General features: G+C 71.2%; 21 protein-coding genes. 5 read left to right on the forward strand and 16 right to left on the reverse strand.

The genetic code is table 11. The annotated features are described in order from the left end of the window. Nucleotides 1–131 precede the first annotated feature (131 nt). The gene (locus ACGFNN_RS29495; RefSeq protein WP_393560421.1) at nt 132–848 is read right to left on the reverse strand and encodes a hypothetical protein; all 717 of its coding nucleotides are present in this window, start codon (nt 846–848) and stop codon (nt 132–134) included. 335 nt (nt 849–1,183) lie between these two features. On the opposite strand from ACGFNN_RS29495, the gene ACGFNN_RS29500 reads away from it, so the two are divergent. Continuing rightward, the gene (locus ACGFNN_RS29500; protein ID WP_393560516.1) at nt 1,184–2,083 is read left to right on the forward strand and encodes a DUF4231 domain-containing protein; all 900 of its coding nucleotides are present in this window, start codon (nt 1,184–1,186) and stop codon (nt 2,081–2,083) included. A 171-nt stretch (nt 2,084–2,254) separates the two neighbouring features. On the opposite strand, the gene ACGFNN_RS29505 is transcribed toward ACGFNN_RS29500, so the two are convergent. The 8 genes from ACGFNN_RS29505 to ACGFNN_RS29540 form a co-directional block, all read right to left on the reverse strand. Beyond that, entirely contained in the window at nt 2,255–2,734 is a 480-nt protein-coding gene (locus ACGFNN_RS29505) for a hypothetical protein (protein WP_362548720.1), read from the reverse strand. 187 nt (nt 2,735–2,921) lie between these two features. Continuing rightward, a complete protein-coding gene (locus tag ACGFNN_RS29510; protein WP_393560422.1) occupies nt 2,922–3,824 on the reverse strand; it encodes a S1 family peptidase in 903 nt (300 codons plus the stop codon). Nucleotides 3,825–4,118: 294 nt separating this feature from the next. Further along, complete coding sequence (locus tag ACGFNN_RS29515) at nt 4,119–4,925, reverse strand: DUF1684 domain-containing protein (RefSeq protein WP_393560424.1); 807 nt, start codon at nt 4,923–4,925, stop codon at nt 4,119–4,121. A 4-nt stretch (nt 4,926–4,929) separates the two neighbouring features. Further along, on the reverse strand, nt 4,930–6,258 hold the full coding sequence (locus ACGFNN_RS29520) for an NtaA/DmoA family FMN-dependent monooxygenase (RefSeq protein ID WP_393560426.1): 1,329 nt from the start codon (nt 6,256–6,258) through the stop codon (nt 4,930–4,932). After that, nucleotides 6,255–7,331 carry an LLM class flavin-dependent oxidoreductase gene (locus ACGFNN_RS29525; RefSeq protein WP_393560428.1) on the reverse strand — a complete coding sequence of 359 codons (1,077 nt, stop codon included), beginning with the start codon at nt 7,329–7,331 and terminating at the stop codon, nt 6,255–6,257. Before ACGFNN_RS29525 ends, ACGFNN_RS29520 begins: the two co-directional genes overlap by 4 nt. 150 nt (nt 7,332–7,481) lie before the next feature. After that, a complete protein-coding gene (locus tag ACGFNN_RS29530; protein WP_393560430.1) occupies nt 7,482–9,323 on the reverse strand; it encodes an FAD/NAD(P)-binding protein in 1,842 nt (613 codons plus the stop codon). Next, complete coding sequence (locus ACGFNN_RS29535) at nt 9,320–9,550, reverse strand: hypothetical protein (protein WP_393560431.1); 231 nt, start codon at nt 9,548–9,550, stop codon at nt 9,320–9,322. Before ACGFNN_RS29535 ends, ACGFNN_RS29530 begins: the two co-directional genes overlap by 4 nt. Before the next feature lie 610 nt (nt 9,551–10,160). Continuing rightward, nucleotides 10,161–11,393 carry a DUF5685 family protein gene (locus ACGFNN_RS29540; RefSeq protein WP_393560433.1) on the reverse strand — a complete coding sequence of 411 codons (1,233 nt, stop codon included), beginning with the start codon at nt 11,391–11,393 and terminating at the stop codon, nt 10,161–10,163. A 285-nt stretch (nt 11,394–11,678) separates the two neighbouring features. Here ACGFNN_RS29540 and ACGFNN_RS29545 point away from each other — a divergent pair, with 285 nt between their 5' ends. Continuing rightward, nucleotides 11,679–12,119 (forward strand): cell division protein SepF, encoded by a 441-nt coding sequence (locus ACGFNN_RS29545; protein WP_362548741.1) that lies wholly within the window; start codon nt 11,679–11,681, stop codon nt 12,117–12,119. A gap of 21 nt (nt 12,120–12,140) precedes the next feature. On the opposite strand, the gene ACGFNN_RS29550 is transcribed toward ACGFNN_RS29545, so the two are convergent. Beyond that, complete coding sequence (locus ACGFNN_RS29550) at nt 12,141–13,379, reverse strand: acyl-CoA dehydrogenase family protein (protein WP_393560435.1); 1,239 nt, start codon at nt 13,377–13,379, stop codon at nt 12,141–12,143. An 89-nt stretch (nt 13,380–13,468) separates the two neighbouring features. Next, nucleotides 13,469–15,193: an MFS transporter gene (locus ACGFNN_RS29555; RefSeq protein WP_393560437.1), complete on the reverse strand. Its 1,725-nt coding sequence runs from the start codon at nt 15,191–15,193 to the stop codon at nt 13,469–13,471. 488 nt (nt 15,194–15,681) lie between these two features. Between ACGFNN_RS29555 and ACGFNN_RS29560 the strand changes: the two genes are divergently transcribed. Continuing rightward, nucleotides 15,682–16,725 (forward strand): phosphatase PAP2 family protein, encoded by a 1,044-nt coding sequence (locus ACGFNN_RS29560; RefSeq protein ID WP_393560439.1) that lies wholly within the window; start codon nt 15,682–15,684, stop codon nt 16,723–16,725. A gap of 86 nt (nt 16,726–16,811) precedes the next feature. Here ACGFNN_RS29560 and ACGFNN_RS29565 read toward each other — a convergent pair whose 3' ends face one another. Next, nucleotides 16,812–17,027 carry an I78 family peptidase inhibitor gene (locus ACGFNN_RS29565; RefSeq protein ID WP_362548753.1) on the reverse strand — a complete coding sequence of 72 codons (216 nt, stop codon included), beginning with the start codon at nt 17,025–17,027 and terminating at the stop codon, nt 16,812–16,814. A 428-nt stretch (nt 17,028–17,455) separates the two neighbouring features. Further along, nucleotides 17,456–18,733 (reverse strand): glycosyltransferase family 4 protein, encoded by a 1,278-nt coding sequence (locus tag ACGFNN_RS29570; protein ID WP_393560441.1) that lies wholly within the window; start codon nt 18,731–18,733, stop codon nt 17,456–17,458. Nucleotides 18,734–19,032: 299 nt separating this feature from the next. On the opposite strand from ACGFNN_RS29570, the gene ACGFNN_RS29575 reads away from it, so the two are divergent. Then, nucleotides 19,033–19,815, forward strand: coding sequence for a hypothetical protein (locus tag ACGFNN_RS29575; RefSeq protein ID WP_362548759.1), 783 nt, complete (start codon nt 19,033–19,035; stop codon nt 19,813–19,815). Nucleotides 19,816–19,952: 137 nt separating this feature from the next. Further along, entirely contained in the window at nt 19,953–20,261 is a 309-nt protein-coding gene (locus tag ACGFNN_RS29580) for a hypothetical protein (protein WP_362548762.1), read from the forward strand. 60 nt (nt 20,262–20,321) lie between these two features. On the opposite strand, the gene der is transcribed toward ACGFNN_RS29580, so the two are convergent. The 3 genes from der to cmk are packed head-to-tail and all read right to left on the reverse strand — an operon-like array spanning nt 20,322 to nt 23,229. Beyond that, the gene (der, locus tag ACGFNN_RS29585) at nt 20,322–21,791 is read right to left on the reverse strand and encodes a ribosome biogenesis GTPase Der (protein ID WP_362548766.1); all 1,470 of its coding nucleotides are present in this window, start codon (nt 21,789–21,791) and stop codon (nt 20,322–20,324) included. 56 nt (nt 21,792–21,847) lie between these two features. Further along, entirely contained in the window at nt 21,848–22,516 is a 669-nt protein-coding gene (locus ACGFNN_RS29590; RefSeq protein ID WP_393560443.1) for a lysophospholipid acyltransferase family protein, read from the reverse strand. Beyond that, nucleotides 22,513–23,229: a (d)CMP kinase gene (cmk, locus tag ACGFNN_RS29595; protein ID WP_393560445.1), complete on the reverse strand. Its 717-nt coding sequence runs from the start codon at nt 23,227–23,229 to the stop codon at nt 22,513–22,515. Before cmk ends, ACGFNN_RS29590 begins: the two co-directional genes overlap by 4 nt. Nucleotides 23,230–23,268 lie beyond the last annotated feature (39 nt).

Raw genomic sequence — 23,268 nt, forward strand, 5'->3', positions numbered from 1 at the left:
ACGGCCCGGAGAACCGCCCTTGCCTCACGCCTCACAACCACAGCAGGAGGGCTGCACCGTCGCGCTCACCCGGCCGGCTCGATTCGAGTGGGACCACGTCCGCCCGTACGCTCGACACGGATGACAGGATGTCAGCCGTCCGGAGCACCACCCTCCGGCTTCGCGCCCTTCATGCAGTCGACGATGCGTTCGTGGGTGTCACCCACGACATCGGTCACTCGCAGGCGGACGTGGAGAGCCTGGACGTGCTCGACGAATCTCGTGGAGAATGCGCCGACCAGAACTGTTTCGTAGCTACCGGTTCCCACCAGGGGGAACCCGCGACCGAACGAGACAAGCCGGAAGTCCACGCCATTGACGAAGCCGGCCCCGGTCAGCGCCGTCACCACCTCGGACTGGTTGACCCACCGCCCTGGAACGGTGTGGCCCTGACCGCCCGACGGGATCACCACCATGAAGTCCATGCGATCGATGGCCGCGATGTGCTGACCACCATTCATGACGCCCACTCTCCAGGCCTCGGAGCCCCCTCCCAGGAGACCTGCCTGCCAAGCCCCACGCCATCCCAGGTATGGACGAACGGTGCGGGCGTACTGGGCCCGAGCGAGGACCCCGCCACCGGCCACGGCCAGCAAGCTCCCGAGTACCTGCACGTCCAGCAACTGCAGTCGCCATGGCCAGTCGTTCCGGGATCCCGGATCCACATTGGCTCGGACCGACTCCCAGAGCAGGACGAGCAGCAGCAGCAGGAGCATCACCAGAGGGGCTGCGAACAGCAACGGGCTGCGGCGAATCCTTCGCTGGACGAAGGATATCCGCACCTCATCGCCCTGACCTGCGTCCACCACGTATCCGCCCCTTTCCCCGGGGGGTGATCACGCATGACTAACCGTCAACTACACGTGTTTGTAGTGTTGTTGATGCGGATCCTTACACACGGACAACCTCTGGGGCGAGGGTGTCCCGCATCTCCCCTCTCGACCGATCCGCCACGAGAGGCGCCATTGCAGTCGATGAGGGAGCAACCTACTCTCGTGGCCCCGGCAGGCCTGCGCGCGCCCTGAGCCCTGACCACACCTCCGGGGACAAGGCAATCCACGGCGGGGCCGTACCCGCCCCACAAGGCCTGCCACAACTGCAGACGGGGGTGAACGTGTCGGAACTTCCCGGCCCGCTTAGGTCGATGGTCTTCAGGAGTACTGATCTGCCCGCACTCTTCCATCACACCGACGCCGTGGCCATCGCCCGCCAGCGCGAGGCGGTCAACACCACCCGCGGACAGCTGGCGCTGCTGGTCCTGGGCACCCTGCCGGCTGCCCTCCCCTGGCATGCCGAGGTCGGGTCAGGCATCCAACTCCTGGATGGTATCGCGGTGTTGGCGTACCTCGGTGTCCTGATCACGACCTTCCTGGCCTCCAGGCGCAAAGCAAAGTCGCATTGGCAACTCAACCGTTCCGCAGCGGAGTTCATCAAATCGAACTGCTGGCGCTACGCCGTCCACGGCTCACCGTTCGACTCCTCCGTGCACCATCCGGAAGCACTGTTCGCCAGCAGGCTGGAGGAAGGGCTCCAGGAGCTGCGGAAGGTCGGATGGGACGATCCCAGGGAGGCGATGAAGGACTCCGGGGGCGGTCTCATCACCGCCTCCATGCGGGAGTTACGGGACAAGGCGTTCACCGTGCGCAAGGAGACCTACATCAGGGACAGGCTGATCGAGCAGCGGCGCTGGTACCGGCGGCGCAGACTGGTTTCGCGGCGCGGGGCCCTGGTCTGGTCGGGCACCATCGCGGCGCTGACATTCCCGGCGCTGGTGCTTGCCCTGTTCCAGACCTTCGGGAGTGCCGGTTCGTTCGGGCTCACCGGTACGTTCTCGGCCGCCGCTGCCGCGTGTCTCGCGTGGAACGAGACGCGTCGTCATCATCCGCTGCTGACCGCGCACTCCCTCGTCGAGGACGACCTGGAGAACATGCAGGCCGCCATGGAGACCACTCTCACCGAGCGGCAGTGGGCCGTGGCGGTCTTCGAGACCGAGCGGATCGTGTCACCGGAGCACACCGACTGGCTGGTGCGTCACCGGATGTGACCGGCGCCCGGCCCGGTCCCCGACCCCTGGCCAGGTCCCCTTTCCTGGCCGGGCCGGGCCAGGTCTCGGACCAGGTCCCGTACACCGGGCCCTGGGCGCCCGTGTCCACCCGTGCACCCAGCGGCGCGCCGGTTCCTCTGCCCCGCTGCCCCCGCGAGGCCGGCGCACCCCTCAGCCCCGCTGCACGCCGTCCCGCCAGATGACGGTGACCGGACGGCCGAGGCTGCGGGCGTACGTCACGATGTCCCCGGTCCCCCCGAGTCCGCGCGCGGGAAGGCCGTCCCAGACGGCGACCAGCCGGTCGCAGTGGTCCGCGATGTAGGTACCGGCGGCGTAGTAGGCCTCGTCGGTGGAGTGCGGGAAGTCGAGTCTGATCTCGCGCGCGGCTCTCGCCTTGAGCGTGCGGTAGCGCTCGAGGTCCTCCGCTTCGTCGAAGCCGGACTCGTAGTCACCGCTGGGGATGACCACGGTCAGCTCCGCGCCGTGGGCGAGCGCGACGTCCGCGAAGAGCTGGTCGGCTCCGACCGCGAGGCTGGAGAGTGCTTCCAGGCTGCCCTCGTGCCCGCACAGTGCGGCCCTCAGCCCTTCCTGTACGAGCGCGTGGAGCTCCGGGGGGATGGAGCGGTGACCGGTCACACCGATGCGTTTCACGGACCTGGAACCCCCTGGTGTCTGCGGGGGCTCACGGAGGGCGTCCCTCCGTACGGGCACAGCGTCCGCCCCCCGTGGTGCCTCTGCGACCGGCCGTCCTGGCATCTTCTCAAAACAGGTGGGTCGAAAGGGAGCCCCCGCCGGCGATCGGCGGGGACTCACGGGAGCGCGGCGGTGGCCGAACGGGTCAGAACACGCTGACGCCGTACGCGCTGAGCGCTTCGGTGACCGGCTGGAAGAACGTCGTCCCGCCCGAGGAGCAGTTGCCGCTGCCACCCGAGGTGAGCCCGATGGCACGCGTTCCGGAGTAGAGCGGGCCTCCGGAGTCTCCGGGCTCGGCACACACGTTAGTGCGGATCATGCCGTAGACGATGTCCCCGCCGCCGTAGTTGACCGTGGCGTTGAGGCCGGTGACGGAGCCGCTGTGGGTGCCGGTGGTGGATCCCCGACGGGTGACCGACATTCCGACGGTCGCGTTGGCGGCGCTGGTGATGTCCTGGCTGCCGACCGTTCCGGACTTGGTGACGGAGGAGTTGGTGTAGCGGACGATGCCGTAGTCGTTGGTCGGGAAGCTGGAACCGGACGTCGTACCGAGGACCGTGGTGTGACCGGAGTTGGACCACCAGGTTCCGGCGCCGTCGGTGCAGTGACCGGCAGTCAGGAAGTAGTAGGTGCTGCCGCTGCGGACGTTGAAGCCGAGGGAGCAGCGCCAGCTGGAGGCGTAGATCGCGTCGCCGCCCGAGATCAGCTTGCTGAACGTTCCCGGGGTGCGTTCGATGCGCAGTGCCCCGGCGTTGGCTCCGGCGGACTTCTTGATCGTGTCGATCTCGGCCTGGGTCACGGTGCTGTCCACCGTGACGACGAGCCGCCCGGTCGACGGTTCGACGTTCCAGGCGGTGCCCGCGACGTCGGCGGCGAGCACGGCTTCTCCGGCCGCGCCGAGCTGGTCGGCGCTGTAGGTTCCGGACTGACTGGCGTTGGCGGCGGGCACCGCGAGTGTGGCGAGGGCCACGAGGCCGGTGGTGACGGCGGTGATCCGGCGGCGTCTTCCTGCGGTGCCGGTGCGGGGGTTGGTGCGCTTGATCCTCACTTGTCGTTCCTCCCGAGGGGAATCGGGGGCCCTCCTGTGGGGTGGCAGGGGCCCGTGAGGCGCGGTCATGGGGCGCGTACGCGTCCGGCGGTGGCCGGCGTTCCGGACGCCATCACGCTCCTGACGGGCGCTGCTCGGGAGTATTGGGGGCAGCCCGTGTGCCCCGCAAGGGAGCGTTTTCGGCCGTGGGAGGGAGCACGGCGAAGTGCCCCGCCGACCGTCCTGCTGACGGGGACGGCAGGGCTGAAGGGGCAGGGCGTGCCGGGCCGTGCGCTTGCCCGCGGGTGGGACGGGTCAGCCGTCGATCCGGTTCCGCTCGCCCGCGGCGACGGCTGTGGTGAGGGTGTTGCCGGGCGGCGGGAAGGGGCAGATGAAGTGGTCGGCGAAGGCGCACGGAGGCAGCAGTGCGCGGTTGAAGTCGACCCGGACCCTGCCCTCCGCGTCCGGTGCGGCGGGCCGCAGGAAGCGGAAGCGGTAACTGCTCTCCCCGCTGGTGGCGTCGGCGAAGACCGCCCAGAGCGAACCGTCGGGTTCGACCGCGGCCTGGAGGGTGTGCTCGCTTCCGTCCACGGTGAAGGCGATCTCCCCGGAGAGCCCCAGACCCCGCTCGCGCCCGTCGGCGTTCTCGACACGGATGTTCCGGTCCGCGCCGTAGGGGCGGTAGACGCCGTCCAGTGACCACCGCGGGTCGTAGGGGGTGGCGTCGATGGTCCGGAAGGCGTGCCTGGCGGGCGACCGGGGGTCGAAGTCCCGCACCGCCCACAGTCCTTCCCTGCTGAGCACGACGAGCCGGCGTTCGCCCTGCGCGACCCGGGAGGTGTCGATGGGGCCGTGGTCCGCTCCGAGACGGATCTCGCCGGTCAGCGGCTTGGAGTCGACGGTCAGACCGTCCTCGGCGGTCGCGGTGAGGACCACCGCGCCGTCCTCCTCACGCCAGAGCCCGGGCACGGCCGGAATTCGACCCTCCGGGTGGTCGGCGAGCCAGTGGGTGCCGGTGAGGGAGAGCGGCCCGTGCGGTGCCGCGACGGCGACGATGCGTCCCTCGTGCCAGCGCTGCCAGGCCTGGAACTCCTCGCTGCCCTGCTGTGCGTCCGTGCTCATGCGGTCAACCTTTCCATACCGGCTCGGTCAGGCCGAGGTGCGACCTGAGCGTGGTGCCGGTGTATTCGGAACGGAAGGAGCCGCGTTCCTGGAGGAGCGGGACCACCCGGTCGACGAAGTCGTCCAGCCCGACCGGGGTCAGGTGCGGTACGAGGATGAAGCCGTCGGCCGCCCCGGTGTCCACGAACGTCTCCAGTTCGGCGGCTACCGTGGCCGGAGAACCGATGAAGGACTGCCTGGCCGTGGTCTCGATGACGGTCTGGCGGATGGACAGTCCCTTGGCCTCCGAGAGCGCGCGCCATCTCGCGGCCACGGCTTGCGGGTCCTTGATCCGGACCCTGCCCTGGGCGAGGTCCGGCTCAGGGGCCGGGTCCATGCCGGGGAGGGGGCCGTCGGGGTCGTACGCGGAGAGGTCGCGGCCCCAGACCTGTTCGAGGGCGAGGATCGCGTTCTGCGGGGACACCTGGAGGCGGCGGATGGCGGCGGCGTTCTCCTGTGCCTCCGCGTCGGTGTCGCCGAGCACCACGGTGACACCCGGCATGATCTTGAGGTCGTCGGGCTGTCTTCCGTGCGCGGCCAGGCGCGCCTTGACGTCGGCGTAGAAGGCGCGTCCGGCCTCCAGCGTGCCGTGGCGGGTGAAGACGACGTCGGCGGCGGATGCCGCGAACTCCCTGCCCTCGTCGGAGTCGCCGGCCTGGATGACGACGGGGTGGCCCTGTGGTGAGCGGGGGACGGTGAACTCCCCCGAGATGTCGAAGTGCTCTCCCGTGTGGGTGAACGGACGCGGGGTGCCGTCCGGGGTCCAGGAGTCCCAGAGCTCCCGTGCCGTGGCGACGAACTCGGCGGCCCGGGTGTAAGGCGTCGGCGCGGGACGGCCGGAGCCGGGGGCCGGGTGGGGGTTCCCACGGTCGAGGTAGCCGCCCCTGCGGAAGTTCTCCCCGGTGAAGGCGTCGGACGAGGTCACCACGTTCCACCCGGCACGGCCCGCGCTGAGGTGGTCCAACGTGGCTAGTCGGCGGGCGAGTTCGTAGGGCTCGTTGAATACGGCGTTGACCGTGGCGGCGAGTCCCAGGCGTTCGGTGACGCCGGCCAGGGCGTTGAGGACCGTGAGGGACTCGGGCCGGCCCACCACGTCCAGGTCGTGGATCCGGCCCTTGTGCTCGCGCAGCCGTAGTCCTTCGGCGAGGAAGAAGAAGTCGAACCTTCCGCGCTCGGCGGTCCGGGCGAGGTGCTCGAAGGAGCTGAAGTCGATCTGGCTCCCGGATCGGGGATCAGCCCAGACGGTGGTGTTGTTGACGCCCGGGAAGTGGGCCGCGAGATGCATCTGCTTCATGAGGTGGCTCCTGAGATCCTGGCGGACGCGTAGCGACTGGCGGGCCGGCTCAGGCCGAGGTGCTCGCGCAGCGTGCCGCCCGGGTGGAAGGTGCGGAAGAGGCTGCGGTGCTGGAGCAGGGCCACGGTGCCGTTGACGATCCTCTCCAGGTCGCGCTCCGGCCTGATGGGGGTGAGGTGGAATCCGTCGACCGCTCCGCCGCGGTGCCACCCGGTGATGAGTTCGGCGAGGTCGACGGGGCCGCCGCGGAAGTAGCTCTCCCGTCCGGAGCGCTGCGGGGCGCTGTCCAGCCCTGGTTCGGGTGTCGTCTCGGCGTCCCCGAGGTCGACGGTGAGCGCGGCCAGGACCTTCAGGCCGGCGGGGTCGCGGCCGTACGCGGCTGCTCTGCTTCGGAGGTCGTCGCGGAGCGCGGCGGCCTGTGCGGCCGAGGCGGCGCGCACGTGCACCACGTCGGCGTGGCGTGCGGCCGGCTCCCTGGCGAGGTCGCTCGTGCCGTCGATGACGACGACCGGCCTGCCCTGGGGTGGCCGCGGCACGATGGCCGGACCGCGCACGGAGAAGGTGCTGCCGTGGAAGTCGACATGGTGCAGCTTCTCGCGGTCGACGAAGCGGCCGGTCGCGGCGTCCCTGATCTCGGCGTCGTCCTCCCAGCTGTCCCACAGCCGGGCTCCGGCGTCGGCCACCTCTCCGGCCTCCTGCCACAGCGCGGCGGCCGGCCCGGCGGTCCTCCGGCCGAACAGCCGGGCCTCGGTCTCGGTGGCCGACACGTCCACGTACCAGCCGGCCCGGCCCTTGCTGACCCAGTCGAGTGTGGCCACGGCGGACGAGACGTGAAAGGGCTCCGTGTGGGTGGTGGTGACCGTCGGAACAAGACCGATCCGCTTGGTGTCCGGGGCGACCCGGGCGAGTACGGAGAGGGCGTCCGGACCCGGCCGGGCGAAGGAGTCGGCCAGGGTGACGTAGTCGAGTGCACCCTCCTCGGCGAGGCGGGCGAGCGCGACGTGGGAGCGGGCGTCGTAGCGGGGTGGGCCCCCGATCTCGGCGGCGAGGTGGAGTGCACCGGTTGCGGGCATGCGAGGCCTCTCAGGTTCGGTTCGGTCATGGGTCCGGGACGAGCCGGGAGGGCTGCTCCCGGGGAGTACGAATGGCCCGTCGGGCGGACGGCATCCGCAGCGGAGTTCACGGATCAGGTGCCTGTGGAGGAGGGGACGCCGGGGACCGGCTCAGCGGGCACTCCGGTCCCGGCGGGGCGGGTCGCGGAGGAAGGTGAGCAGAGCGCGGGCCGTCGCGTCGTTCTGCCGGAAGGCCGGGCCGCCGGTACGTGGCCGGGTGAAGGCCGCGCCGGTGCGCGCCGTGGTGCCGGGGCCGAGGGCGAAGCGGCGCGGGTGGACGGTGCCGTCGCGGTAGAGGATCCGGCCGTCGGCGGGGTCGACGCGGAGCAGCCCCGTGCCGGTGCCGGCCGCCCCGTCGTCGTGCAGCGCGCTCAGCAGCGCGCTGCGGCTGTCGCGCAGCGAGGGTTGCGCCAGCCGCGCCTCGACCAGGGCGCGTGCTTCGGTGAACGCCCCGGGCACGGTGGCGCTGCGGGCGCGGAAGAGGCCGTGCGCCTCGTCGGTCTCGACGGTCATGTCCGCGCCGAGGAAGCGGACGACTCCGGCCCGTGACAGGGCGAGTAGCTGGCGCAGCCTGAGGCCCGGGGGGCCTGAGGCGAGGTGGCTGAAGAAGCCGTGCCAGCGGTCTCCGATGTCGCCGAGCGCTGTCAACTGGCCGTATACGGAGAGCAGTCCGAGGAAGACGGCGAGATCGGGGCTGTTCCGGGGGTCGTGCCGGCGTTCGAGGTCGGCGGTGATGTAGGCGCGCATGGCGTCCTGGAACGACGCGAAGGAGGGGTGCCGCACGCCGTCGAGGGGGTTGTCGAGGGCTTCGAGGTCGAGCCGGTCGGACGGATCGGGGACGGCCGAGGCGACGAGGGCCGCGACTTCCGGGCCGTCGGGCCCGGCGGCCGCGTACTTCTCCGAGAAGTCCTCCAGCGCCATGGCCGCCCGCTCGGGGTGCGCGGTGAGGAGCCGGTGGTAGTGGGCGTGGCCCAACTCCTTGGCGACCAGCGGCCAGAGATCGCGCCGGAAGTCGGGGGTCGCGGTACGGCTCAGGATGTCGCGCACCTCGGCGGGGCCGAGGTGTCTGGGCAGAGGAGGCCGTTCGCCCTCCCAGGGGTAGCCGATCTTGGAGTGGTACGGGACTCCCCGCCGCGATCCGGCGTAGAGGACGGGCTCCTCCCCGGAGGGGATGTAGACCCCGTTCTCGTGGCGGCCGCCCCGGCCTTCGGTGAGCAGCACCATGAGGTCGATGAAGGCGAGGCCCATGCCTCGCACCAGGACGGGCTCCCCCGCCCGCAGCCGCGTCAGGTCGGTGTCGGCGGTGTGGTCGGGCGGCAGGTGGACGAGGTGGTGGCGTGCGGCGAAGCGGGCCAGTTCCTGCTGGCCGGCGTCCGGTTCGGCGTCGAGGTGGCCGAGGGTGAGCACGACGAGGTCGGCTTCGAGGGGTTCGGCGCGTCCTCGGACGGTGACCTGCTGCCGGCCGTCGCGGGGTCCGCGTACCCGCACGGCGTGGCCTCGGTGTTCGTGGACGGTGACGTCCGGCGGGAGCGCGGCGCGCGCGGTCTCGTACACCCAGCGCAGATAGACGCCCTGGAGACGCCTGCTGGGGAAGTCCTGGCCGCCCAGGTTCCGGATCTCCTCCAGCACCTCCGGGGCGGCCTGTGCCGCGGTGCGCCCTTCGCGGACGTCCTGGGCCCAGGTGTGCAGGGTGGGGCCGGGGCGTACCGGGCCGTCGAGCGGGACCGTGTCGTCGGTGAACATGGTGACGTCCTCGGCCATGGAGTTCATCCGGAGCAGCGGGGACTGCTTCTGCCGCCAGATGCGGCCGCCGCCGGGCGGGTGGGGGTCGACGAGATGGATGTCCAGGGGCCGTTCGCCGTGGAGTTCGGGGGCGTTGGCGGCGATGCGTTCGATGAGGCCGGTGCCGCGGGGGCCGGCCCCGACGATCACGATCGTGTGCGCGGCGTTCACCGTGCGTCCGCCGTGCCGCGCGCGTAGGGGTGTTCGACGTGGTGCCGGCCGAGGGAGAGGAGCGAGGTGACGGCGACCGGGGATCCCGCTAGGAGGACCAGGACGGCCGCGACGGCCGCCCACTGTCCTGTCCGGCGTACGGGGACGACGCGGGGGATCCGCTCGCCGATGTGCGTGGCGGGTCTGGCGGAAAGGCCGGTCGAGAGGGTTTGCGTCTGCGCGGACATGCGGGGGCTCCGTGGATGCAGAGATCGAACACGGGGCGCACCTTCGGCGCGGAACACGGTGTGGACCGGGCCCCTCAGCGCCGGTCCGTCTCCGAGAAAAGCCTCAACGGGCCCTGATGTCAAGGCTGTCCGGAGTGTGAGCAGTACGTCTCATCGCGGTTGACGCACCACCGGATGCCTGTTCCACTTGGGCCATGCACGCGCAGCCATGGCTGGTCACCCGCTCCCACATCGACTTCGGTCGTGTGTGGTCCTGTTCCTGTTGAGCTGACCCTCGCCCTGCGTTTCCTCCGCTCGCGCCATGCGCGCTCGAGCGGCTTTCCCTCGCGTTCCTTCGCGTACACGGCGTCGCACGACCCTCCCCTCCCTCAAGCCGATCTCCCTCACCGATACTCCCTGCCACCCGGGCACGGGAGCGCCGTCGACGAATTCGGAGAGCTCCGCCATACACCGAACACGGCAGACCGCCGCCTTCGCACTGATCACCGCCGCACTCTCACTCACCGCCCGCGCGCAGGGCGCACCCGCGGCCTCGCGGGCGGAAGCGGACTCCGCGAAGCAGGCGGGCGTGTCCGCGTGCGGGCGGTGACCGACCCGCGCCCGGAAGGATTCAGCAGTCGCACCCGCAGTCGCAGCCCTCGCAGCAGCTGCAGCAGTTCCCGCAGCAGTTGCAGCCCTCGCAGCACCCCTCGCACCAGTCGCCGCAGTCGCACTTGTGGCAGAGCCCTTCGCGCTCCTGTCCGCTCCACGGGTCGTGGAAGCTGCTGGAGCAGCACATCTGGCAGGTGCAGGCCAGCCCTGCCCAGACCAGGCAGCCGGCGATGAGCCCGCGCCGGTTGCGCGGCGGTTCGGGCGGGAGCGGAGGGCCGGGGGGACCGTACGGGCCGCCGGGCGTGGGGGCGTAGGGGTTGCCGGGCGGCGGGCCGAAGCTGCCCGAGGGCTGTCCGGCGTGCTGGTGGGAGCATGCCGTCCCGAAGGCCCGGTCGACGGAGCGCCGCAGTTCGTGCACCAGCAGCACATGGGTCAGCGAGCCGTCGGAGAACTCCGCGTCCCGCAGGGCGAGGCGCACCCCGTGCAGGGCGTCGTCGCACAGCCGGCGTGCTTCGTCGAGCGGTGTGCCGGTGGCGGTGAGCGGGTTCCAGGCACCCGACGCCGCGTCAGCTTCCAGGTCCTCCACGGCGTCCAGCAGGTGCGCGAGCCGTCCGAAGAGCCGCCCCGCCTCGGCGAGCGGCTCGGTGTTGTCCGGCCGGCCGGCGAGGACGGCGGTGTGCGCGAAGGCGGCGGCCGTGGCCGTCTCGGTGGGCTCGGTGACCGTCAGCAGCGAGGTGCCGGGGCCGGCGAGGGACTCGATCCCGGTCTGCCGGTCCACCGCGTCGACCAGGACCGCGGTGTCGAAGCCGAGCTCCGCCCCGGTGCGGGCACCGGCCCGGTCCCATCCGGCGGCGACACGTCGTGCGGCGGCCGCCACCGGGCGCCGTTTCAACACACCGTCCCCGTCGGCCACATGGTCACGGACCTTCGCCGAGGCCAGCACCAAGGAGACCGCGGCCGCGAGCCTGGCCCCCTCGCCGCGGGCGACCGGGGCCGTGCGCATGGAGCGCAGCGGGCACGGCCCCGCCGTGCGTCGTTGCGCCGCCGTACGCTCGGTCTGAGCTTCCGTCAGAACCGAGACGATCAGGCCGTCGTAGTTCGTCACGACACGGGCGAACTGCCCGTGGTCCGCACGGAGCGCGAGACAGAGCCCGCAGAGATGGGCCATCCACTCCGCCTTGAGCCCTTCGGACAGCCGATGGGTGCAGGGCCTCACGATTCCGAACACGACGATCCCCCGGGAGCCGTTCATCTGACGAACCGCGCCCGTGCACGAGCGCGGCGTGCATCGTATCGAGTGGGCCGTTCACCCGTACGCCCTCCATCTCACCCGTACGGGCGGGTGCATCATATTTTCCTTCCGCAAGCCCCCCGATGCGGTATGAACCCTGACGAATCGCCACATGTTCTGCACCAGTAGCGTCACGAATCGCCTGCGCCGCGACTATCCCCTTGGCGCTGGATCCGCATCATGGACGACCATAGGGATAGGAAAGAGATGCGGAACACCAACGAACCGCGGTGAGAGGAGGCGTCCATGGGATCGGTGCGCAAGGCGAGTGCCTGGCTGGGCCTCGTGGAGGACAACGACGAGCGGTACTACGACGACGAGTACTCCGAGGATGCCGAGACCGGAACCAACCAGCCGTGGGTGACCGACCCCCGGGTCCGGGTGGCGTCGGAGAAGGCGGAGGACAAGGGCCGCCGGATCGCCACCGTCACCCCCGACAGCTTCCGTGACGCGCGTGCCATCGGCGAGCTCTTCCGGGACGGCGTCCCGGTGATCGTCAACCTCACCGCCATGGACCCCACCGACGCCAAGCGCGTCGTCGACTTCGCCGCGGGGCTGACCTTCGGGCTGCGCGGTTCGATCGAGCGCGTGGCCACCAGGGTGTTCCTGCTGACCCCCGCCCACACCCAGGTCGTCAACGGCGAAGCCGCCGGCCGGCCTGCCGACGGCTTCTTCAACCAGAGCTGAGCGGGCGCTCGCCGGAACTCCCTACCGGAAAGCGTCCAGGCCGGTGAGCGCCTTGCCCAGGACCAACTGGTGCATCTCCACGGTGCCCTCGTAGGTGAGCACCGATTCCAGGTTCGTCGCGTGCCGCATCACCGGGTACTCCAGCGAGATCCCGTTGGCACCGAGGATGGTGCGTGAGGTGCGGCAGATCTCGATCGCCTCCCGCACGTTGTTGAGTTTTCCGAAGCTGATCTGCTCCGGGCGGATCCTCCCGGCGTCCATCCGGCGTCCGAGATGGTGGGCGAGGAGGATGCCCTTGTGGAGCTCCAGGGCCATGTCCGCGAGCTTGGCCTGGGTGAGCTGGAACCCGCCGATCGGCCGGCCGAACTGTTCACGGGTCCTCGCGTAGTCCAGGGCCGCCTCGAAGCTCGACCGCGCGGCGCCCATCGCTCCCCAGACGATGCCGTAGCGGGCGTGGCTGAGGCAGCTGAGCGGGCCGCGCAGACCGGTGGCTCCGGGGAGGACCGCGTCGGCGGGCAGCCGCACGTCGTCCAGGACCAGCTCGCTCGTGACCGAGGCACGCAGCGACCACTTGTGCCTGATCTCGGGGGCGGAGAATCCGGGGCTGTCGGTCGGCACGACGAAGCCGCGGACCCCCTGCCCGCCGCCCGCCTCGTCGGTCTGCGCCCAGACGACGGCGACACCGGCGACCGAACCGTTGGTGATCCACATCTTCCGGCCGGTGAGGACCCAGTCGTCCCCGTCCCGCCGGGCGTACGTCCGCATCCCCGCGGGATCCGACCCGTGGTCGGGTTCGGTGAGACCGAAGCATCCGATCGTCTCGCCTGCCGCCATCCCGGGGAGCCACCGCTGCTTCTGCTCCTCGGATCCGAACCGGTGGATGGCGTACATGGCGAGCGAGCCCTGCACGGAGACCAGCGAACGGATGCCGGAGTCGGCGGCCTCCAGCTCCAGGCAGGCCAGTCCGTACTGGACGGCACTCGCCCCGGCGCAGCCGTACCCGTCGAGGGACATGCCCAGGGCGCCCAGCGAGCCGAGCTCGCGGGCCAGCTCGCGGATTCCGGGCAGTTCGCCGTTCTCGTACCACTCGGCGATGTGCGGCAGGACGCGGTCGGCGGCCCAGGTGCGCACGGTGTCACGGATCGCGAGGTCATCGGGGCCGAGGAGGTCGTCGATCCCGAGCGGGTCACCGGGATCGAAGGGCTGCCGCTTCGGCGGCGCCGCCTGGGCTGACTGCTTCGCGGACTCGGTGGTGGACATGGGTGCCTCCGGCGGCTCGCACGGTACAGAAACGCGCCACGGTACTAAAACTAGCAGTGGTAGTTACGGCGCCGTGCCGACGTTACGGCTCAGCGCGCGGCCCGTCCAGAGCCGGTCGCCTCGGCGGGCTCGCGGCGGGCGGGCAGGGACACCCGGTGCCCCGGTCGCCGCTCACCCGCCTCACGGCGGGAGGCGTCCGGACCGGAGTCGTCACGCCCCTCGGCCTGGCCCGGCAGGACCGCCGGCCGCTCCGCGTGGCCCTCCCCCGCCGTACGGCAGTCCATGACACGCGGGAGCCGGAGGGCTGCCAGCGCCCCGAGCAGCAGCAGACCCGCACTGACCAGCAGCGTGATGTGCAGACCGTCGACGAAGGCGTGCCGCGCGGTGCTCCGCAGCAGGTCCCCGACGGGACCGCCCAACCGCCCCGCCTCCTGGTAGGCCTCGCCCAGCGAGTGCGAGGCGGCCGTGCCCGCCGCGGCGGGCACCCCCTCGTCGTGGAGGTGGGAGAGCCCCGGGGCGTAGGCGGCGTTCATCACGCTGCCGAGCAGCGCGATGCCCATACCGGCGCCCAGCTGGTACGACGTCTCGCCGATCGCCGCGGCGCCGCCGGCCCGCTCGGCGGGCACCTCGCTCAGCATCGACTCGTACGCGCCGAACAAGGTGGACTGCAGCCCGAAGCCCAGCAGCACGAAACCCGCGGTCAGCAGGACCGGCCGGTCGTGCTGGCCCATCAGCGTCAGCAGCAGCACCGAGGCCGCGGTGAGCACGAAGCCCCACCCCACCATCCGGCGCGGACCGATGCGGCTGAGGGTGTGGGACCCGGTGGCCCCGGCCGCCATGGCGGCGAAGGTGAGCGGGAGCAGCCGCAGGCCCGTCTCCAGCGGGCTCAGACCGAGGACGAGCTGGAGGTACTGGACCGCGATCAGTTCCAGGCCGACCAGCGCCAGCATGGCGAGGACGATGCAGCCGACGGCGGTGCTGAAGGCCGGCCGGGAGAACATCGCGATGTCGATCAGCGGGTGCGCGCGGCGCTTCTGCCTGCGAACGAAGAGCGCGAGCAGGGCGAATCCCGCCAGCAGCGGGACGAGGGTGCCCGGGTTCAGCAGCCCCTCCCCACCACCGATCCGCTTGATGCCGAGTACGGCTCCGAGCACCCCGGCCGCGGCCATCAGCGCTCCGATCACGTCCCAGGGCCCCTCGCCCTCCCCGCGCGACTCGGGCAGCAGCCAGCGCCCGACCGGAAGGATCATCGCCATGAGGGGGATGTTGATCAGGAAGACCGAGCCCCACCAGTAGTGCTCGACGAGGAAGCCGCCGATGACCGGCCCGGTCGCGGCTCCGACCGCGGCGACCGCGGTCCAGATGCCGACGGCCAGGGCCCGCTCACGGCGGTCGGGGAAGACCTGGCGGAGTATCGACAGCGTGGCGGGCATGATCATCGCCCCGCCGACGCCGAGCAGCGCACGGGCCGCGATGAGCACCCCGGGCGAGCCGGCCGTCGCGGCGAGCGCGGAGGCGACACCGAAGAGCGCGTAGCCGAGGAGGAGGACCCGCCGTCGGCCGATCCGGTCACCGAGCGTGCCGAAGAGGATCAGCAGCGAGGCGCACACCAGTGGGTAGGCGTCCACGATCCAGAGCAGTCCGACGGCGCTGGGCCGGAGGTCCTCGGTGACCGCGGGCACGGCGACGTGCAGCACGGTCGCGTCGAGTGCGACGAGCAGCAGACTGAGGCAGAGGACGACCAGGACGACCCAGCGGTTGGCACCGTCGGCCGCCGAGCGCAGCCTGCCCACGGCCGTGGTCGTCCCGGTCATACGCGTACCTCCCACTGATGTGTCCCTCGCGCTCGGCAGGCCAGCAGGGGGCCGGCTGACCTGCCCCCGGGCCCGGCATCGACGGGCGAGTGAGCCGTCAGCGTACGCGAGTCCCCCGTGGTCACGCGTGGTGCAGCTCATACGTTCACCAGCCACCGGGTGTGGCGTACACCACTTCACTCCCCGTGAGCAGGGGGACACCAGGACCGCCGCGCCGGTGGGCACCACCGGATCGCCCGCCCTCCGAAATCCCCCGGTGCCCGCGCGGGCGGGTCGGAGGGCCGGCCGGATGTGGTCACTCGACAGCCATTTCGTCGACGCTCAAACATTTCTGCGAATAACAACGGGAGTGAATAGCCCATGAGCGGAAGACATTCCGCCGCACGCCGGGAATGGATACCGGCCTGAGACAAAGTCCACATCACATCGTCATCACAAAGACGCGGGATCGGCCGGATCACACACTCACTCGCTGTAACGTCCATTGGGTGCGTACCGACATCTTTGCCCGTCTGGACCGGGAGCCGGAACCGCCGAAGATAGAGACCCCGCGGATGAGCCGTCACCGCATCGCTCTCTTCGGCGGGACTTTGGCGTTCTATCTCGCCATCGTCGTCGCCGTGCTGGTCTCGTCCTGGCTGGTGGCCCTCGACTGGAAGGTCATGCTGTTCCGGCCGTATCAGCAGTGGCCCGGACTCCACGCCTTCCTCGACTACTACGTCGTGCTCGGCCAGCGCGGCCCCACGGCCGTGATGGTCGCCTCCTGGCTCGGCTGGCGCTCCTGGCGCCAGCACACGCTGCGGCCCCTGCTCACGCTGGGCACCGCGCTCCTGCTGCTCAACGTGTCGGTGGGCGCGGTCAAGTACGGGCTCGGGCGGCTGGGACCGCACTACGCCACCCAGATCGGCTCGGCCGAGCTCTTCGCCGGCGGCGATATATTCCCCTCCGGGCACACCGCGAACGCCGTGGTGACCTGGGGAATCCTCGCCTACCTGGCCACCACGCCGCGCGCCAGGCGCTACCTGTCGGCGCTCTCGGCCTTCGTCTCGCTGGGCGTGGGGCTCACCACCGTGTACATCGGCACGCACTGGCTGAGCGACGTGCTGCTGGGCTGGGCGGCCGGTCTGCTGATCCTGCTGGCCCTCCCCTGGTTCGAACCCCTGGTCACACGGGCGGAGACCGTCATTCTCGCGTTCCGCGAGCGGTGGCGGGCGCGGCGCGGCGCACGGGCCTCCACGCCTGCCGCTCCGGTGGCTCCGGAGCCGGTCCTCCTGCCTCAGGCCCTGAGTGGCGGAGCCGCGGCCGAGGATCTCCAGGGACCCGCCGGCCACGCACCGGTACCGGACTCGGCGGCAGCGCCAGGGCATCCGGGTGCCGGGCGGGCCAGGGCGCACCAGGTGCTTCACCCCGTGCGCTCGGAGCGGAGCTCACAGGCCCCCGCGGCATCGCGCAGGCCGCCGCACGCGGACCGTACGCCGAGAAGCGCCGCAGGACAGACGAGACCGGTGACGGGCGGTTCGGTCACCCCCTGACCGAACCGCCCCCGCCGGGCGCGGACCGACAGACGAAGGCCCCCACGGTTCCGTGGGGGCCTTCGTCCTGCTCGGCGGTGCGGGCGTCATCCGACCCAGCAACGGGTCACCGTCGACGCCTCCACCTCGAAGTTGATCCGCCCGCTGCGGTACTCCATCGTGATGACGGTGCCCGGCGGGAGGGCACGGACCGTGCTCCAGCCTCGCGCTCTGGCCTGCCGGTCCGCGGCCTCGGCGTCGAGGCCGACGTACGAGTCGGGGCTGTCGTCGGGCTGGGCGGGAGGGCTCGGTACGGATGACATACCTCTCACCGTAGGCCGCCCGGTGCCGCAGCGGAAGCCGTGAGGGCCCGCGCCAGGATGCCCCTCCGTATCCGGAGGGTCACGCTTGTGTCACAGGACCCCCACACCTGTTCATAACGTCCGCTTCACCCGAACGGGTAGCCGGGCACCGTGTATTCATCAATGCCCCGCAGGTCGCGAAAAGGCCCCGGGCGTCGCAGCCGGCGCAATAACAGGCGAGTACGGGCCGCGCGCGATCCCTTTCTCCGGGACGCAGGAAATGAGGAATACGCGGGCCCGTCATCCCGAATTCACCCCGCCTTATGCGGCTCTTACTCCTCCGCCCCCCGGACGGCCGCTCGGCCCCGGAGCCGGCGCCGCGGATCATCGCACTATCCGCAATGACGGGCCGCGACGCCGCGCTTCCGGCGAGCCCCGCCACCCCGGGCTCAGACCCCTTCCCCGCGGATCGCTCCGGCCGCCTTGTCACGCAGCGCGTACGCCACGTCCAGGACACCGCTCCTGGACCGGTACAACGCGCCGCGCAGCCCGCTCCCCGAGCCTCTCCCGCCCCGCGCGGCCAGCTCGGTGAAGAGCCGCACGTGCCGCTCCGCGATCGGTGCCGGGTCGAAGCGCGCGGCGGACTCCCGCGCGGCACGGCCCATCCGGCACCGCAGCGCGTCGTCGTCGATGAGACCGAGCAGCGCCTCCGCGAAGGCCCCGGTGTCGCCGGGCGGGACGAGCCTGCCGTCCGTACCGTCGTGGATGATCTCGGCGGGGCCGTACGGGCAGTCGGTGGAGACGACCGGCACCCCGCTGCGCATCGCCTCCACGATGGTCATGCCGAACGACTCCCTCTCGGACGTGACGGCGGCGATCGAGTTCTTGGGCCACTCCGTCTCCATCGGATCGACCGCCCCCATGAACAGGACCCGCTCCCGGAGCCCGAGCCCGTCGGCGAGCGCCCGCAGGGCCGCGGCCTCGTTCCCCGACGCGTCCCCCGCGCCGTAGATGCGCAGCCGCCACTCGGGGCGCACCGCCGCGACCTCGGCGAAGGCGCGGATCAGCAGGTCGTAGCGCTTGACCCGGTGGAGCCTGCCGGCCGCCACGATCCACCGCTCCCCGCCGTCGGCGGGCGGACCCGCCGGCTCCGGCACACCGTTGGGGATGGCCTCGATCCGCACACCGGGAAGCCCGAGCCTGGTGCGGTAGTCGCGGGCGTCGGCCTCGGTGACGGTGGTGACGGCGTCGAGGAGCCCGTACCGGTGGGCGATCTCCCGCCGGAGACGGTATCCGTGGCTCTCCAGGGCGAGGTGCTCCTGACCGACGCGCACAGGGCCGCACCGCGCCTGCCGGCTGATGTGGACGTTCAGGCCCGGCCGCGTACCGACGACGACATCGGCGTCCAGCGTCCCCAGGTGCTGTGCGATGCGCCGGTCGGTCAGCCCGCTGTACTGCCGGTACCTGGTGTCCCCCCTCGGGAAGACCGAGGCAGGGACGGCGTGTTCGGCGGCCGCTCCCTCGTATCCCGGACTTTCCCTGCGCAGGTCGACGAGGTGACTCATCCGCACCCCTTCGGGCGCGCCGAACTTCGGCACCTCCCGGTGGCGGAAGACGGAGACGATCTCGACGTCGTGCTGTTCCGCCAGGGTCCGGGCGAGCGTGAAGGTTGTACGGATCGTTCCCCCGATGCCGTACGCGTTGTGGAGAAGAAATGAAATATGCATTGCGTAGTCGTTTCCCCTGTTCGACTGGTCGCGTCGGACCTTACGTGCCGTCAGAAGAGGTCGCAGGCTTCGCACGACAGCCGTACAGTCCCGTGACAATTCGAACGAGCGCTCGCGTTCCGGAGCTCGCCGTACGGAATGATTCGCTCCGGATCGCGGCGACGCTCTGCTGACGTATCGGCGAGCCGAGCCCGGCGCTCAATCTCCCGATTCGCGCGTGACCCCGGCCCCCGGTCTTCCGTTGTCTCTTCGTGAGCCGGGAACCACCCGGCCGACGCACCGAGTTCGAGGAGCCACCCGTGCCGCGCATGCTCGACGTCAGCGAGGACGTACGCGCCGAGATCGGCGACGCCGAAGCCGACCGGCTGCTCGTCGGCGACAGCGCACCAGGCAGTTACGACTGCACCTCCTGCCGCACTCCCGGCGACTCCGACCAGGAACGCACCAGCACGGTGCTCTTCGTGGGCGAGGAGACCGCCGTACTCGCCTTCGCCCACGCGACCTGCATCCCCTCACAGGTCGTCCAGGTCGCGGAGGACCAGCTCCAGGGGGCCGTGCGCTCCATCACCGGCAGCGAGCCACAGAATCCGGAGGGCCTCATGCCCGAACAGGCCGTCCTCGGCATCACCAGCGGTCTCGTCCTGATCGAGGACGACCTCCGCCCCGCCCTGGTGGTCGAACCCACCGGGCCGATCGCGCGACCGGGCACGGACGGCAGCGGGGGCGACCAGTTCCTCCAGCTGCTGCTGGAGCAGGGCTTCCTGCCCACTCCCCACCTGAACCGGCTGCCCGGCGTCCTTCCCGGCTGGTCCGTCCTCCTCGCCATGGGCCAGCTGCACGCCGTACTCCAGCCGGGCGCGGGCGGCGGCAACCCCGTCGCGTGGTGGCAGGCCCATCAGCCGCTCCAGGTCACCGAGGGCTGGCGTACGGCGGCGAACAAGGCGCAGAGTGTGCTGGTCTTCGCCGCTCCGGCGGGCTCGATCGGCCAGCAGCCGCGCGAGGACCTGCTCCGGGACGCGCTGGACAAGGCTGCCGTCAACGGCCTCCTGGTCGCGGCGACCATGCCTCTCGCCGGGACCTGAGCATGTCCGTCATGCCCTCCGACGCCCGTCTGACCGCGATTTCTCCGTCTCGCCCGCATCCGACGGGAGGTGAGGTCGTTGGCACCTACGTGCACTCATACGACCCTCCTCGCCAGCAGCAGACCCCGATTCCGGCCATGCGTCCCTCGCAGGACCCGTCGGGCGGCAAGTCCCCCACCCCGATCTACGACGCGCTGTACTCCGAGTACAGGCGGTCGTTCCGGGCTCTTCCCGGGGATCGCACGGGCGAGGAGAATCTCGGCTTCAGAACGTTCGGCATCGGCATGTTCGGCAGCCGTGCCCCGCTGGGGGGCCGCTCGGCGGCGAACTCCCAGGGAAGCAGCAGTACGAGTGGCACCAACCCGGGGTCCTGGCAGCGGGTGGGCCGGCACGCCGGTGGACGCGCCAAGCCGGCGGCACTGCCGCCCGGGTCCACGGACGCCTGACGGTACGGCGAAGCCCCGTACCCCCGCTTCGGGGGTACGGGGCTTCGCCGTACCGTCAGCTCACTTCTTGCGGCCGCGCTTCTCGCGGACCCGCACCGAGATGTGCAGGGGCGTTCCCTCGAAGCCGAACTCCTCGCGCAGCCGGCGTTCGACGAAACGGCGGTAGCCGTGCTCCAGGAAGCCCGACGCGAAGAGCACGAACCGCGGCGGCTTGGTGCCCGCCTGCGTGCCGAAGAGGATGCGGGGCTGCTTGCCTCCGCGCACCGGGTGGGGGTGCGAGGCCACGATCTCGCCGAGGAAGGCGTTGAGCCTGCCGGTGGGGACGCGGGTCTCCCATCCCTCGATGGCGGTCTCGATGGCGGGGACCAGCTTCTCCATGTGCCGCCCGGTGACCGCCGAGACGTTGACGCGCGGGGCCCAGGCGATCTGCGCGAGCTCCGTCTCGATCTCACGCTCGAGGTAGTAGCGGCGCTCCTCGTCGAGGGTGTCCCACTTGTTGAAGGCGACCACGACCGCGCGCCCGGCCTCCACCGCCATGGTGACGATGCGCTGGTCCTGGACGCTGATGGACTCGCTGGCGTCGATCAGGATGACGGCGACCTCGGCCTTCTCGACCGCGGCCGCCGTACGCAGCGAGGCGTAGTAGTCCGCGCCCTCCTGGAGGTGCACCTTGCGGCGGATACCCGCGGTGTCGATGAACTTCCAGGTGGTCCCGCCGAGCTTGATCAGCTCGTCGACGGGGTCACGGGTGGTGCCGGCGAGGCTGTTGACCACGACGCGGTCCTCCCCGGCGACCTTGTTGAGGAGGGAGGACTTGCCGACGTTGGGGCGCCCGATCAGCGCGATACGGCGCGGTCCTCCCAGCGCGGTGCCGAAGGTCTGGGCCGGGGCCTCGGGCAGGGCCTCCAGGACGGCGTCCAGCATGTCGCCGGTGCCGCGGCCGTGGAGCGACGAGACCGGGTACGGCTCGCCCAGGCCGAGCGACCACAGGGCGGTGGCGTCCGCCTCCCCGCTCTGGCCGTCGACCTTGTTGGCGCACAGGACCACGGGCTTCCCGGCACGGCGCAGCAGCTTGACGACCGCTTCGTCGGTGTCGGTGGCCCCGACGGTGGAGTCGACGACGAAGACGACGGCGTCGGCCGTCTCGATCGCGTACTCGGCCTGCGCGGCGACGGAGGCGTCGAGGCCGAGGACGTCCTGCTCCCAGCCGCCGGTGTCGACGACCTTGAAGCGGCGGCCGGCCCATTCGGCCTCGTAGCTGACGCGGTCACGGGTGACACCGGGCTTGTCCTGGACGACGGCCTCGCGACGGCCGATGATCCGGTTCACCAGGGTCGACTTGCCGACGTTCGGGCGGCCGACGACGGCGAGCACCGGAAGCGGGCCGTGACCGGCCTCACCGATCGCGCCCTCGACCTCTTCGAGGTCGAACCCCTCCTGCGCGGCGAGCTCCATGAACTCCGCGTACTCGGCATCGCCAAGTGCTCCGTGCTCGTGGTCCGAGCCGTCGGAGTGAATCTGGTCGTTCATGAAGTCCGTTCCTCTGTGCGTCATCATCGATGGGCCACGATCGCGCGGCCCACTACTCAGGTCTTGACCGGGCGCCCGGTGAGGCGCCTGGCGTTCTCCAGGTGTGCGGTCAGCTCGGCCTGGATCCGGAGGGTCGCCTCGTCCAGCGCCTTCCTGGTGCGCCTCCCGCTGCCGTCGCCGGCCTGGAAGGCGTCGCCGAAGACGACGTCGACCCTGCTGCGCAGCGGAGGCAGCGCCGATATCAACCGTCCGCGGCGGTCCGTGCTTCCCAGGACCGCCACGGGGACGATCGGCGCCCCGCCGCGTACGGCGAAGTAGGCGAGCCCCGCGCGCAGGGAGGCGAAGTCACCCTCGCCCCTGGTGCCCTCGGGAAAGATCCCGAGGACCCCGCCGTCGCCCAGCACTCCGAGTGCCTGGGTGATGGCGCCGCGGTCGGCGGTCGTGCGGTCCACCTTCAGCTGCCCGATTCCGCGCAGGAACGGGTCGAGCGGTCCGACGAACGCCTCTTTCTTGATCAGGAAGTGCACCGGCCGGGGCGCGGTGCCCATCAGCATGGGTCCGTCGAGATTGTGCGCGTGGTTCACCGCGAGTATGACGGGTCCCGTCGTGGGGACCCTCCACGCGCCGAGCACACGGGGTCTGAACAGCCCGTACATGAGCCCGATGCCGATCCCGCGCCCCACGGCCGCTCCGCGCCGTGCCGGTGCGGTGGTGGCTTCGGTCACCTCGCGGCCTGCTTCTCCCCGACGAGGGTGACGACGCACTCGATGACCTGGGTCAGCGTCAGCTCCGTGGTGTCGACCTCGACGGCGTCCGCGGCCTTGGCCAGCGGCGAGGTCTTGCGGCCGGAGTCGGCCGCGTCCCGCTTGACCAGCGCCTCCTTGGTGGCGGCGAGGTCGGAGCCCTTCAGCTCACCGCTGCGCCGGGCGGCGCGTGCCTCGGGCGAGGCGGTCAGGAAGATCTTGATGTCGGCGTCCGGCAGCACGGTGGTGCCGATGTCACGGCCCTCGACGACGATGCCGTGCTCCGCCTCCTTGGCGATCGAGCGCTGCAGCTCGGTGATCAGAGCGCGCACCTCGGGCACGGCGCTGACCGCGCTGACCTGGGAGGTGACCTCCTGGGTGCGGATCGGGCCCGAGGCGTCCTCGCCGTCGACGGTGATCGTCGGGGCGGCCGGGTCAGTGCCGGAGACGATGACCGGCTTCGAGGCCGCCGTGGCGATCTCGGCGGGGTCGCGCACGTCGATGCCGTTGTTCAGCATCCACCAGGTGATCGCCCGGTACTGCGCCCCGGTGTCCAGGTAGCTCAGGCCGAGCTGGGCGGCGACGGCCTTGGAGGTGCTCGACTTGCCGGTGCCGGAGGGGCCGTCGATGGCGACGATCACTGCGGCCGGGGCGGTCCGGGCGGCGGTGCTTACGGTTTCCACGGTGGTGGACACCTTCCTGGTACACGGTGACGGGCGGAGCGAGGCCACGGG

It is taken from the genome of Streptomyces sp. NPDC048590, from assembly GCF_043199535.1.
In the GTDB taxonomy this organism is placed as follows: domain Bacteria; phylum Actinomycetota; class Actinomycetes; order Streptomycetales; family Streptomycetaceae; genus Streptomyces.